This is a genomic window from Clavibacter rahimiani (assembly GCF_052654495.1).
In genome coordinates, this window is sequence record NZ_CP199790.1 from 900,819 (window position 1) to 912,776 (window position 11,958).

At 74.2% G+C, this 11,958-nt stretch carries 11 protein-coding genes and 1 tRNA gene; 8 read left to right on the forward strand and 4 right to left on the reverse strand.

Features of this window, described 5'->3' with window-relative positions; genetic code table 11:
- Nucleotides 1-101 precede the first annotated feature (101 nt).
- On the forward strand, nt 102-1,307 hold the full coding sequence (locus tag ACT7CP_RS04380; protein WP_445443518.1) for an acyltransferase family protein: 1,206 nt from the start codon (nt 102-104) through the stop codon (nt 1,305-1,307).
- Nucleotides 1,308-1,427: 120 nt separating this feature from the next.
- Here the strand turns inward: ACT7CP_RS04380 and ACT7CP_RS04385 are convergent.
- From ACT7CP_RS04385 to ACT7CP_RS04395, 3 genes are all read right to left on the reverse strand, one after another.
- A tRNA-Pro gene (locus ACT7CP_RS04385) sits at nt 1,428-1,501 on the reverse strand.
- A gap of 63 nt (nt 1,502-1,564) precedes the next feature.
- On the reverse strand, nt 1,565-2,509 hold the full coding sequence (locus ACT7CP_RS04390; protein WP_445443519.1) for a metallophosphoesterase: 945 nt from the start codon (nt 2,507-2,509) through the stop codon (nt 1,565-1,567).
- Complete coding sequence (locus ACT7CP_RS04395; RefSeq protein ID WP_445443520.1) at nt 2,509-5,058, reverse strand: transglycosylase domain-containing protein; 2,550 nt, start codon at nt 5,056-5,058, stop codon at nt 2,509-2,511. The genes ACT7CP_RS04390 and ACT7CP_RS04395 overlap by 1 nt, the downstream gene beginning before the upstream one ends.
- 105 nt (nt 5,059-5,163) lie before the next feature.
- On the opposite strand from ACT7CP_RS04395, the gene ACT7CP_RS04400 reads away from it, so the two are divergent.
- Complete coding sequence (locus ACT7CP_RS04400; protein ID WP_063072027.1) at nt 5,164-5,346, forward strand: Sp36 family protein; 183 nt, start codon at nt 5,164-5,166, stop codon at nt 5,344-5,346.
- Nucleotides 5,346-5,810: a RidA family protein gene (locus tag ACT7CP_RS04405; protein WP_445443521.1), complete on the forward strand. Its 465-nt coding sequence runs from the start codon at nt 5,346-5,348 to the stop codon at nt 5,808-5,810. Before ACT7CP_RS04400 ends, ACT7CP_RS04405 begins: the two co-directional genes overlap by 1 nt.
- Nucleotides 5,811-5,888: 78 nt before the next feature.
- Here ACT7CP_RS04405 and acs read toward each other — a convergent pair whose 3' ends face one another.
- Entirely contained in the window at nt 5,889-7,928 is a 2,040-nt protein-coding gene (acs, locus tag ACT7CP_RS04410) for an acetate--CoA ligase (RefSeq protein WP_445443522.1), read from the reverse strand.
- A gap of 350 nt (nt 7,929-8,278) precedes the next feature.
- Here acs and ACT7CP_RS04415 point away from each other — a divergent pair, with 350 nt between their 5' ends.
- The 5 genes from ACT7CP_RS04415 (at nt 8,279) to ACT7CP_RS04435 (ending at nt 11,921) form a co-directional block, all read left to right on the forward strand.
- Complete coding sequence (locus ACT7CP_RS04415; protein WP_445443523.1) at nt 8,279-9,580, forward strand: TadA family conjugal transfer-associated ATPase; 1,302 nt, start codon at nt 8,279-8,281, stop codon at nt 9,578-9,580.
- Complete coding sequence (locus tag ACT7CP_RS04420) at nt 9,577-10,611, forward strand: type II secretion system F family protein (protein ID WP_413963792.1); 1,035 nt, start codon at nt 9,577-9,579, stop codon at nt 10,609-10,611. The genes ACT7CP_RS04415 and ACT7CP_RS04420 overlap by 4 nt, the downstream gene beginning before the upstream one ends.
- A gap of 377 nt (nt 10,612-10,988) precedes the next feature.
- Nucleotides 10,989-11,177 carry a DUF4244 domain-containing protein gene (locus tag ACT7CP_RS04425; RefSeq protein ID WP_413964103.1) on the forward strand — a complete coding sequence of 63 codons (189 nt, stop codon included), beginning with the start codon at nt 10,989-10,991 and terminating at the stop codon, nt 11,175-11,177.
- Entirely contained in the window at nt 11,177-11,578 is a 402-nt protein-coding gene (locus ACT7CP_RS04430) for a TadE family type IV pilus minor pilin (RefSeq protein ID WP_413963793.1), read from the forward strand. Before ACT7CP_RS04425 ends, ACT7CP_RS04430 begins: the two co-directional genes overlap by 1 nt.
- A complete protein-coding gene (locus ACT7CP_RS04435; RefSeq protein ID WP_445443524.1) occupies nt 11,568-11,921 on the forward strand; it encodes an Rv3654c family TadE-like protein in 354 nt (117 codons plus the stop codon). The genes ACT7CP_RS04430 and ACT7CP_RS04435 overlap by 11 nt, the downstream gene beginning before the upstream one ends.
- Nucleotides 11,922-11,958 lie beyond the last annotated feature (37 nt).

Consider the following 11,958-nt stretch of genomic DNA (forward strand, 5'->3'; position numbering starts at 1 on the left):
TCGCCTCCGGGCGGCGGCCGTCGTGCTGTGCGGCACCCGGCGTCCCGAGGGGCGCCTCGTAGACTGGACGACCGCCGCTCCACCGACCCGGGAAGGCCACCATGACCGGGACCCCGACGTCCGCACCCGCGCGCGTGCGCACGCTGCTGCCCGGCATCGAGGGCCTCCGCGGCGTCGCGGCGATCGCGGTGCTGCTGTACCACGTGCAGCGCCAGCTGGCCCGGCCGACGACCGACATCCCGCTCGTCGGCGAGGTGGCCTTCTTCAGCCACGGCGTCACGCTCTTCTTCGTGCTCAGCGGCTTCCTGCTGTTCCTGCCGTTCGCGCGCTGCCTCGTCCAGGGCGGGCCGATGCCGCGCCTCTCGCGCTACGCCGCCAACCGGGCGCTGCGCGTCTTCCCCGGCTACGTGGTCGTGCTGCTCGTCGTGAGCCTCGTCCTCCGCGTGGCGGTCCTGCCGCGGGAGACGCGCGACGCCGGCATCGCGGTGGGCACCCTCGGACCCGTCGACACCGTCCTCAACGCGCTGCTGCTCCAGGGCTACACGCCGCGGACGCTCCGCAGCGGCATCGAGGTCGCCTGGACCCTGGCGGTCGAGGTGTCCTTCTACGTCGTGCTGCCCGTCGTGGCGCTCCTCGCGGCGCGGTCGCTGCGGGGGAGGGCCACGTGGATCCGCGCCCTCGCCCCCGCCGCGGCCCTGCTGCTCGTCGGCGTGGCCGGCAAGGTCTGGTCGACGATCGCGCAGGCGCCGCTCGGACACCGCGGCCGCCTGGCCAGCGAGTGGGGCGTCACCTGGGAGGCAGTGGCGAACCGCAGCATCCTCGTGCACGCCGACCTGTTCTCCTACGGGATGGCGGCGGCCGTGATCTTGCTGACACTGTCCGCCGACGAGCGCCTGCGCGACCGCGTCGCGGCCTGGCGCGTGCCCGCCGGCATCGTCGCCGCCGCGCTGATCGTCGTGGCCTCGGTGGCCCCCGTGGGCGCCTTCGAGGAGAGCGTCGTGGCAGCGTCGTGCGCCCTGCTCCTGCTCCTCGTGGCCCTGCCTCGGCGCGGGGGATCGCTCGGCCCGGTCACGCGCGTCCTCGAGCTCCGGTGGATCGCCTGGCTCGGCACGATCTCGTTCAGCGTGTACCTCTGGCACCTGCCGGTGATCCGCTTCCTGCGCCGTGCCGGGCTCGTGCTGCCGGACACCCTCGCCGGCTTCGCCCTCAACACGCTCGTGGTGGGCGCGGTGACCCTGGTGCTCTCGGCGGCGACGTACTACGCGATCGAGCGGCCGGCGCTCCGGCTGAAGCCCGGCTCGCGCTAGGCCGCGCGGCGACGTCCGCCCTCCGGGGGAGATGCGCGTCCGGCACGACGAAGGGCCGCTCCCGGGGGAGCGGCCCTTCGTGGTGATGCCGGTCGTGCTGTGCCTCGAGGAGGCGGTGTGTCGGGGTAACAGGATTTGAACCTGCGACCTCTTCGTCCCGAACGAAGCGCGCTACCAAACTGCGCCACACCCCGATGGCCCGAGGGCCGGGTTCTACGATACCCGATGTTCCGGGCTCCCGCGTACGCGCCGGGCGGTCAGACCGCCGTGAGCGTCAGGAGCGTGGCCTCGGGGAAGCACGCGAAGCGCACGGGCGCGTAGATCGACGTGCCGAGGCCGGCGCTCACGTGGAGGTAGGCGGCGCGGTCGGCGTGCGGCCAGACGCTGAGTCCCTTCACCTGCCGGCGGGGGATGTCGCAGTTGGTGACGAGCGCGCCGTAGCCGGGCACGCACACCTGTCCGCCGTGGGTGTGCCCGGCGAAGATCATGCGGGCGCCGTTGGTGACGAAGGAGTCGAGCACGCGACGGTAGGGAGCGTGCGCGACACCGATGGAGACCACGGGCGCGTCGGAGGAGCCCTGGTACGCGTCGCCGTCCTCGCGCAACGCGTCGAGCGCGCCCGGGATCGCCTCGAGGTGGTCGAAGTCGCGGTGCGGGTCGTCGACGCCGAAGAACTCCAGGAGCGTGCCGTTGACCTCGATCGCGCCCGCGGCGTTGTTGAGGTCGACCCAGCCGAGCGACGCGTACAGGCGCTCGAGCCGCGGGAGGTCGAGGTCCGCGGGGCGCTGCGTGGCGTGCGTGTTCGCGGTGAAGTACTTGAACGGGTTCTTGAGCATCGGCCCGTAGTAGTCGTTGGAGCCGTGCACGAAGACGCCGGGGATCCCGCGGAACGCCTCGAGCGTCTCCTCGACGGCGGCGATGCCCTGCTCATGACCCGTGTTGTCGCCCGTGTCGATGACGAGGTCCGGCTGGAGGTCCGCCAGCTCGCGCACCCAGCGCTGCTTCTTGTGCTGCCACGGCGCCATGTGCATGTCGGACAGGTGCAGCACGCGGATGGGGTCGGCGCCGACGGGGAGCACCGGGACGGTGACCTCGCGGAGCGTGAAGCGGCGTCGCTCGTAGAACGACGCGTACGCGAAGACCGCCGCCCCCGCGGCGACGACGCCGCCCGCGGTGCGCGCGAGCGTGCCGAGCACCCCCATCAGCTGCGTCCCACGTAGAGGGTCACGGGACCGCTGCTCGGCTGGCCCGCGGCGGGCTCCGTGCGGGTGGCCCTGCCGATCTGCGAGTTGTCCTGCACCTGCTCCTGCGCGATGGTGACGTCGAAGCCGGCCGCACGGAGCGCCTGACGGGCGCCCGTCAGATCCTGGCCGCGGACGTCCGGGACGGTGCCCGCCGCCCCCTGCTGCTGTTGCTGCTGGCTCTGGTCGGGGCCACTGCTCGTGAACACCGTCACGGTGGATCCGCGGGCCGCGTTGGCGCCGGCGCCCGGGTCGGATCCGCTGACCTGCCCGGCGGGGACGCTCGAGGAGGCGCGCGCGCCGCCCTGGGCGAAGCTCAGGCCCACGCCTTCGATGGCCTCCTGGGCGGCGGCGGGCGACATGCCCGCGACGTCCGGCACCTGCACGGTGGGCGTCTTCGTGAGCTCGGCGGCGGGGCCGGGGAACGCCTGGCCCTTGTAGACGGCGTTCACGGCCTGCATGAACGGCTTCCACACGGCGAAGCGCGCGGTCGACATGAGCTGGCCGCTAGGCAGCTTGGTGTTGCGCTGACGGATGTCCTGGCCCGTGGAGCTGCCCACCCAGATCGCCGTGGTGACCTCGGTGCTGGACCCGACGAACCACGTGTCCTTGGCCTTGTCGGTGGTTCCCGTCTTGCCGATGAGCGGCGTGCCGTCGTTCGTGTTCGCCGGGGCGCCCGTGGCGCTCATGACGCCCGCCAGCGCGTATGCGGCGGTGTGCGCGACGTCCGGGCTCACGGTCTCGCGGCAGTTCGCGGAGGGCGGCGTGATCTCGGTGTCGTCCGGCAGGACGACCTTGTCGATCAGGACCGGGGTGCACGTGGTGCCGTTGTTGGCGACGGTCGCGTAGGCCTGCGCCATCGTGAGGGGGGCGATGTTGTTGCCGCCCGACCCGATGATGTCGGACACGTAGTTGGACAGCGGCTTGCCGTCGACGGCCTGGTGGATGCCGATGTCCGTGGCGGTCTTGCCGATGCCGCACATGTCGAGCTCGGACGCCATCGCCATGAAGGCGGTGTTGGTCGAGTTGGCGGTGCCGGACATGACCGTGCGGTTGGACCCGGGAGCCGCGCCGTCGTTGGTCACCTTCAGGACGTCCGAACCGAGGTTGCCTCCCGTGCAGGAGTCCTGGAAGTCGCGGCCGCTCCACGTCCCGTTCGAGGATCGCACGACCTCGTTGACCGAGTGCCCCTCCTTCAGCCACTCCAGGAGCGTGACGAGCTTGTAGGTCGAGCCGACCTGGAACCCGCCTGATCCGCCGTAAGCCTGGTCGGTGTTGTAGTTCACGCTCGTGACACCGCGCTCCTCGGCGTTGCCGTAGTCCGTGTTCTGCACCATCGCGATCACGCGGCCGGTCTTGGCCTCGACGCTCGTCATGGCGGAGCCCACGTTGATGCTGTTCATGGTGGTGGGGATCTGCTTGCGCATGTCGTCCGTGGCCTTGGCCTGCAGGTCGAGGTTCAGCGTCGTGTAGATCTTGTAGCCGTTGCGGTTGAGGTTGCGGCGGGCCTCGTCGGGGTTCGCGCCGAACTCCTTCGAGTTCTCGACCGTGTACTTGACCGCGTCGCAGAAGTAGGCGGCGCTCGCGGGCTGCGCGGCGTTGCAGCCGCTCACCGAGGGCGTGATGGTCGGGGTGACGGGGGTGGCGACCGCCTCGTCGTGCTGCTCCTGCGTGATGCTGTGGTGCTTCAGCATGTTGCCGATGAGGATGTCGCGCCGCTCCTTGTTCGCCTCGACGTTCTCGGGCTTGTCGATGCGGAGGGCGGTCGGGTAGTTGACCGTGGCGACGAGGCTCGCGGCCTGCGCGATGCTGAGGTCCTTCGCGTCCACGCCGTAGTAGTACCTGGCGGCGGACTGGATCCCGTAGACGCTGCCGCCGTAGTTCGCGATGTTGAGGTAGCCGAGCAGGATGTCGTTCTTCGAGAACTTCTTCTCCAGGCCGATGGCGAGGCGCATCTCCTTGAGCTTGCGCGCGGTCGACTCCTGCGTCGCCTCGGCGTACGCCTTCTTGCCCGCCTCGGGATCCGTCTCGGCGAGGGTCTCGGCCTTCTGCACGAGCACGTTCTTCACGTACTGCATGGTGATGGTGCTCGCGCCCGACTGGACGCCGCCGCCGATCACGTTCTGGGCGAGCGCGCGGAACGTGGACTGCACGTCCACGCCGCCGTGCTCGTAGAAGCGGGGGTCCTCCGTGTCGACGGCCGCGGCCTTGGCGTTGTCGGACACCTCGTCCCAGCTCACCTCCTGGCGGTTCTGCGCGTAGAACTCGGCGAACTTGACGGGCTGGCCGCCCTGCGTCGCGTACAGCTCCGTCTTCTGGGCGAGGTTGTCGATCTGCAGGTAGTCCGGCAGGTCCTCGAAGAGCCCGATGGTGTTGTTGGCCGCGAGGCTCGTGACGGCGATGGCCGGGGTGACCATCGCCGCGACCAGGACACCGGCCACGGCGCTCATGCCGAGGACCCCCGTGAGGGCGGCGGCGACGCGGCCGGGCGTGTTCTTCGAAGCAGACATAGACTCCAGAGTACGGGAAGGGTGTATGGGAACCCGTGAGACCTGTGCGCCGGCAGCCCGCGCCCGTCCCGTCATGCATCCAGACCCGACCGGCAAGGAGCCGAGATGACCGCAACGCCCGGGCAGTGGGAGTACCTCACCACGCCGCTGATGATCCACAACACCGCCGCCATCCTCAACACGTGGGGATCGCAGGGCTGGGAGCTCGTGCAGGTCGTCACCGGCCCCGAGGGCGGCCTCGTCGCGTACATGAAGCGCCCCGTCGCCGGCGCGGAGCACGGCGCCTGATGGGCGCGATCTCCGACCGCCTGACCGAGCTCGGCATCGAGCTGCCCGCGGTCGCGGCGCCCGTCGCGGCCTACGTCCCCGCCGTCGCGCACGGCGGCCTCGTCTACACGAGCGGCCAGCTGCCCTTCGTCGACGGGGTGCTCGCCGCGACCGGCAAGGTCGGCGCCGAGGTGTCGGCCGAGGACGCCAAGGGGCACGCCCGCACCTGCGCGCTCAACGGCCTCGCGGCGGCGGCGGCCGCGGCCGGCGGCGTCGACCGCATCGCGCGCGTCGTGAAGGTCACGGGCTTCGTGGCATCGGCCGAGGGGTTCACCGGGCAGCCCGGCGTGATCAACGGCGCGAGCGAGGTGCTGGGGGAGATCCTCGGCGACGCCGGCATCCACGCCCGCTCCGCCGTGGGCGTCGCGGAGCTCCCGCTCGGCTCGCCCGTCGAGGTCGAGTTCGTGGTGGCGCTGGTCGACTAGCGACGGTCCGCCACGGCGGGCCTGCGGGAGGGCCGGGTGCACGCACTCGGCCCTCCTGCCGTTCCGGGGATCCCCGGGTCAGCCGGCGCTCATCCGCTCCGTGATGACCTGCATCACCTGCGTGTCCGCGAGCGTGGTGGTGTCGCCGACGGCCCGGCCCTCCGCCACGTCCCGCAGGAGCCGGCGCATGATCTTGCCCGAGCGCGTCTTCGGCAGCTCCTGCACCACGAACACGCGCCGCGGCTTGGCGATCGCGCCGATCTGGTCGGACACGTGCTTGCGCAGCACCTCGTTCGGATCCTCGTCGCCGAGCGCGCTCGCCTCTGCGGTGCGGAGGATCACGAACGCCACGACGGCCTGCCCCGTCGCCTCGTCGGAGGCGCCCACGACGGCGGCCTCGGCCACGTACGGGTGCGCGACGAGCGACGACTCGATCTCCGCGGTCGACAGGCGGTGGCCGGAGACGTTCATCACGTCGTCCACGCGGCCGAGGAGCCAGATGTCGCCGTCCTCGTCGAGCCGGGCGCCGTCGCCCGCGAAGTACCGGTCGCCGAAGCGGTCCCAGTAGGTCTCGCGGTAGCGCTCCGGGTCGCCCCAGATGCCGCGCAGCATGCCGGGCCACGGCTCGGTGACGACCAGGAGGCCGCTCTCGCCGCGGGCGACGGGCTCGCCCTGGTCGTCGACCACCGCGACCGAGATGCCGGGGATCGGCGTCTGCGCGGATCCGGGCTTCGTGGCGGTGACGCCCGGCAGCGCGGAGATCATGATGCCGCCGGTCTCCGTCTGCCACCACGTGTCGACCACGGGCACGTCGCCGCCGCCGATCACGTCGCGGTACCAGCGCCACGCCTCCGGGTTGATGGGCTCGCCGACGGAGCCGAGGAGCCGGATGGAGGAGAGGTCGCGGGCGTCCGGGATGTCGCGTCCCGTCTTCATGAAGGAGCGGATCGCCGTGGGGGCCGCGTAGAGGATCGTCACCCCGTGCTTCTCCACGATGTCCCACCAGCGCCCGGGTTGCGGGGTGTCGGGCGTGCCCTCGTAGATCACCTGCGTGGCGCCGTTCGCGAGCGGGCCGTAGACGACGTAGCTGTGGCCGGTGACCCAGCCGACGTCGGCCGTGCACCAGTAGACGTCGGTCTCCGGGTGCAGGTCGAAGACGTTGCGGTGCGTGTACGCGACCTGGGTGAGGTACCCGCCCGACGTGTGCAGGATGCCCTTCGGCTTCCCGGTCGTGCCGCTCGTGTAGAGGATGAAGAGGGGGTGCTCGGCCTCGAACGCCTCCGCCTCGTGCTCCGCGTCCGCCGCGGCGACGCGCTCGTGCCACCAGAGGTCGCGCGCGTCGTCCCAGTCCACCTCGTTCTCGCCGCGCTGGACGACGAGGACGTGCTCGACGGAGCCCGCGGATCCCACGAGCGCCGCGTCGACGGCGGGCTTCAGCGGGAAGACCTTGCCCTTGCGCCAGCCGCCGTCCGCGGTGATCACCACGCGGGCCGCGGCGTCGTCGATGCGGGCGCGGAGGCTCTCCGCGCTGAAGCCGCCGAAGACGACCGAGTGCACGGCCCCGATGCGCGCGACGGCCAGCATCGCGATGACCGCCTCGGGGATCATCGGGAGGTAGATCGCGACGCGGTCGCCGGCGACGACGCCCAGGTCGCGGAGGGCGTTGGCGGCGCGCTTGACCTCGGCGGTGAGCTCGGCGTAGGTGAGGTCGCGGGTGTCGCCCGGCTCGCCCTCCCAGTGCAGCGCGACGCGGTCGCCGTGCCCGGCGAGCACGTGCCGGTCGAGGCAGTTGTACGCGACGTTGAGGCGTCCGTCGGGGAACCAGCGCGCGACGGGGGCGTCCGACCAGTCGAGCACCGTCTCGAACGGGGTCTCCCAGGTCACGAGCTCGCGGGCCCGATCGGCCCAGAACGCGAGGCGGTCGGCGGCGGCGGACGAGGCCAGGGACTCGTCGGCGACGCGGGTCGCGCGGAACGCGTCCGACGGCGGGTGGACGGGGCCGGGATCGGGGGCCGCGGACGGGCGGGACGCGCTCGTCGTCCCCTCCTCGTCCTGGTCGCGTGCGGCGGTGCTCCGGGATCCGGGCTCGGGCGATTCGGGGTTCGTGGACATCGTCATCCTCTCCGCGACCCACGTTAGCGGGTGGTCCGTCCGGTGCGAGGGGCAGCCGTCCGCCCCTGCCGGGACGGGCGAGACCGGGAGTCCGATGGGGGAACGGCCAGAACACGCACAACCCTCCCGTCGCGGGAGGAGTGCGGCGTATGCTCGACGCGTCGGGCCGAGCCCGACGTGTGGCGAGTCCTGGATTCCCCCGATCCATCGTCACGTGGCGGCGCCCGTTCCCCCGATGGGCGCCGCCCCTCTCTCTCTCCGTCCGGCCGCTCCTCCACATGACGATCCGGCCCGCCGGTGTCCGCACGATCGGGCGCCGGGACCGGGACGCGCGGCGCCTTCCGTAGCCTCCGCGCATGATCGAGTGGCAGGCATCCGTCGACGGCCGCGGCACCCGCATCGGGGAGGGGGGCCGGCCCGTGTCCTCGGGCGGTGCGGGACCCGGGTCGGGATCGCGGATCCGTCCGCCGGGGCCTCCGCTGGCGCCTCCGCCGGCCGCGTTCGTCCCCCGTCCGCGGACGCGCGGAGGGCTGATGCCGGGGGCGCGGGCCGGCGACGGCGATCCGGACGGGGGCGAGGGGCGACGGGTCGTCGCGCTCCGCCCCGCGTCGCCCGGCGCCGGTGCCGACGCCGTCCCCGTCGTCCCTCCCCGGCACGCGCCGGCGGCGCTCGGGGTGCTCGCGGGGCTGGTGCGGGATCCGCGGACGACCGACGTCTTCGTCAACGGGGACGGCGAGGTGTGGGTGGACCGGGGATCGGGCCCCGAGCCGAGGCCCGACGTTGACCTCGGCGGCGAGCCCGCCGTGCGCGCGCTCGCCGTGCGCCTCGCCGCCGAGGGCGGACGGCACCTGGACGAGGCGGCGCCGTGCGTCGACGTGCGGCTGGGCGACGGGATGCGCGTCCACGCCGTGCTGCCGCCCGTCTCGACCCGCGGCACGCTCCTGTCGATCCGGCTGCCGTCCCGCGCCCGTCCCACGCTCGACGCGCTCGACGCGGCCGGGGCGTTCCCGCCCGGCTGCCGGGCGCTGCTGGAGGAGGCGGTGCGCCGACGCACGAACCTCCTCATCACGGGGGCGGGCGGCAGCGGCAAGACCACCCTGCTCGGCGCGCTGCTCGCCCGGGCGGATCCCCGGGAGCGCATCGTGCTCGTCGAGGACGTCGCCGAGCTGCGCGTCCGGCACCCGCACGTCGTGTCGCTCGAGGCCAGGCAGGCGAACATCGAGGGGGCCGGCGAGCTGCCGCTCCCGCGGCTGGTCCGCGAGGCGCTGCGGATGCGGCCCGACCGGCTGGTCGTGGGGGAGTGCCGGGGCGCGGAGATCCGGGAGCTGCTGGGAGCGCTGAACACCGGGCACGACGGCGGGGCGGGCACGCTGCACGCCAACGGCGTCGCCGACGTCCCCGCACGGCTCGAGGCGCTCGGCGCGCTCGCGGGGATGGACGCCGTCACGACCGCGCGGCAGGCGGTGAGCGCGATCGGCCTCGTGGTCCACCTCGCTCGGACGCCGCAGGGGCGTCGGGTCGCGGCTGCCGGCCGTCTGACGACGGGAGAGGACGGTCGGCTGCGCGTGCTGCCCGTGCGCTGGAGCGCGGGAGCGGCGCCGCCGGTCCGGTCCGCCGTCGAGTCGTCGGTGCCGGACGGCGCCGGGAGGTGGGCGTGATCGGGGGAGCGGTCGGCGCCCGCATCCGGGCGCGCGGTGCGGGTGACGGGGCGGCGGTCGAGCAGACGGAGGAGGTCGCGGCCTTCGTGCGTCGGATGGCGGTGCTGCTCGAGGCGGGTCTGCATCCCGAGGGGGCCTGGCGGCAGCTGGCCCCGCCGGGCGGACGCGCGCGGCGCGGGGAGAGCGCCGTGCCGGCCGTGGTGAGGCGGGTCGCCGCGGGCGCCGGCACGGATCCGCTCGCCGTGCGCCTCGCGGCAGCTGCCACGGCCTCTGCCGCCTCTGCCGCCTCCGTCGGTCGGCGGGGTGGCGGGTCCGACGGCGCTGCGGCCGGGGCGTGGCGCGCCCTCGCCGTCGGCCTCGAGGTCGCCGACCGGACCGGGGCGCCGCTCGCCCGGTCGCTCGTCCGCCTCGCCGAGACGCTCGTGGACGTCGCGCGCGTCCGTCGTGACGCGGGCACGGCGCTCGCGGGCCCGGTGGCGACCGCGCGCACGGTGCTCGTCATGCCCGGCGCCGGGATCCTGCTCGCCGCGGGACTCGGCTTCGACCCGGTGCGCGTGCTCACCACGACCGTGCCCGGTGCCGCGTGCCTGGTCGTCGGCTCCTCGCTCGTCGCGGTCGGCTGGCGCTGGAACCGCCGGCTGGTGCGCCAGGCCATGCCCCGGGATCCGGCGCCCGGATTGGTGCTCGACCTCGTGGCGACGGCGATGACGGGAGGCGCCTCCGTCCCCCGCGCCGTCGCGGTCGTCCGGCGGGCCTGCGAGCGCGCGGGCCTCCCCGCCGAGGGCGAGCTCGACGCCGCGGCGGACGTCGTGGAGGTCGCCGCCCGGACAGGTGCCCCCGTCGCTGTGCTCCTCCGCAGCGAGGCCGAACGCGCCCGTCGGGATGCGGCCGCCTGGGCCGAGCGGGCCGCCGCGCGGCTCGCGGCGCGCCTGATGCTGCCGCTCGGCGTGTGCGTCCTGCCGGCGTTCCTGGCCGTGGGCGTCGTCCCGATGCTCCTGGCCGTCCTGTCCTCAACACTCGGCCGCGGATGACGGCCTCCACGGGACGCGACCCGCCGCGCGACCGCGACGGCCACGTCGGGCATGGTGACGTCCCGGCCGACGGTCGGCAGGGACAGGACGGCGGGGATCACCCGCCAGGGGGAGAGGACGAGGACATGGAGCGATTCGAGGAGCGAGCCGACGAGATGGGCGGGCGCAGCGCGGAGGGCAGGACGTCCCGGGGCTCGGCCCCTGATCGCCGCGCCGGGGCTCCGGTGGCGCCGCAGGGCCGGGCCGTCTGGCCGCTGGTGGCGTCGTCGTGCGCCCCCGAGGGGGCGGCGGGATCCTGCAGGGACCGCGCATCCACGGGCGCGAGCGGCTCCTCGGCGAGCTGCGTCCGCCTCGCGCCCTCCCGGCGCGGGCGCGCGGTGCGGGCCGTGCACCGGGTCCTCGAGCGTCGCGGTTCCGGTGACGCCGGCGCGGCCACCGCCGAGTACGCCATCGCGACCATGGCGGCGGTGGCGTTCGCCGGCCTCCTCGTGGTCATCCTGCAGAGCGACGAGGTGCGGGGGATGCTGCTGGACCTCGTGCGACGCGCACTCACGTACGACCGGTGATGCGGTTCCCGCCGCGGCGGCACCAGACGGCGGCGCCGTCGCTCGGGGCCGGGCCGTCCGCGGACGGCGGTGCGTCCGCCGCGGAGCTCGCCGTCGTGCTGCCCGCGGTCGTCCTCGTCCTCGGCCTGTGCCTGGGAGCCGTGCAGACGGTGGGGCAGCAGGTCATGCTCACGTCCGCGGCGGCCGAGGCCGCTCGCAGCCTCGGCCGTGGGGAGGACGCGGCCACGGCCACGGCGCGCATCGCGGGCGCAGCGGGTGGCGCGGCCATGGCGGTGGACCGGTCGGGCCGCACGGTGTGCGTCGAGCTGAGCGCACCCAGTCGCTTCGGCCCGGCGGGTGCGGCCGGCCTGCGCGTCTCGGCCCGGGGCTGCGCCTGGCAGGAGCAGACGGATGCGGAGTGATGCCGGCTCGGGGACGGTGCTCGCGGTCGGCCTCGTGGGCGCGGTCGTCTCCCTGGCGCTCGCGACGACGGTCGTGTCGTCGGTGCTCGTCGAGCGCGCCGTCGCGGCCGGGGCGGCGGACTCCGCGGCCCTCGCCGCCGCCGACGTCGCGGCCGGCTTCGGGACGGGGCCTCCCTGCGCCGCGGCCGAGGAGGCCGTCGCGGCCGCGGGCGCGACGCTCGCGGGGTGCGACGTCGTCGGCACGACGGCGGTCGTGCAGGCGAGCCGCCGGGACGGTCCGCTCGGGCTGCCCGTGACGGCGCGTGCGCGGGCGGGCCAACCCCCGGATCCGTCGTCCGGATGAGCGGCGACGGACCCGGCGGACCGACGTCGACGGCTCG

What these genes read in the sequence shown, in the direction of transcription:
- ACT7CP_RS04415 (WP_445443523.1), top strand. Translation starts at nt 8,279, where the DNA reads ATGATCGAGTGGCAGGCATCCGTCGACGGCCGCGGCACCCGCATCGGG.
- ACT7CP_RS04390 (WP_445443519.1), bottom strand. Translation starts at nt 2,509, where the DNA reads ATGGGGGTGCTCGGCACGCTCGCGCGCACCGCGGGCGGCGTCGTCGCC.
- ACT7CP_RS04395 (WP_445443520.1), bottom strand. Translation starts at nt 5,058, where the DNA reads ATGTCTGCTTCGAAGAACACGCCCGGCCGCGTCGCCGCCGCCCTCACG.
- ACT7CP_RS04405 (WP_445443521.1), top strand. Translation starts at nt 5,346, where the DNA reads ATGGGCGCGATCTCCGACCGCCTGACCGAGCTCGGCATCGAGCTGCCC.
- ACT7CP_RS04435 (WP_445443524.1), top strand. Translation starts at nt 11,568, where the DNA reads ATGCGGAGTGATGCCGGCTCGGGGACGGTGCTCGCGGTCGGCCTCGTG.
- ACT7CP_RS04380 (WP_445443518.1), top strand. Translation starts at nt 102, where the DNA reads ATGACCGGGACCCCGACGTCCGCACCCGCGCGCGTGCGCACGCTGCTG.
- ACT7CP_RS04400 (WP_063072027.1), top strand. Translation starts at nt 5,164, where the DNA reads ATGACCGCAACGCCCGGGCAGTGGGAGTACCTCACCACGCCGCTGATG.
- ACT7CP_RS04430 (WP_413963793.1), top strand. Translation starts at nt 11,177, where the DNA reads ATGCGGTTCCCGCCGCGGCGGCACCAGACGGCGGCGCCGTCGCTCGGG.
- acs (WP_445443522.1), bottom strand. Translation starts at nt 7,928, where the DNA reads ATGACGATGTCCACGAACCCCGAATCGCCCGAGCCCGGATCCCGGAGC.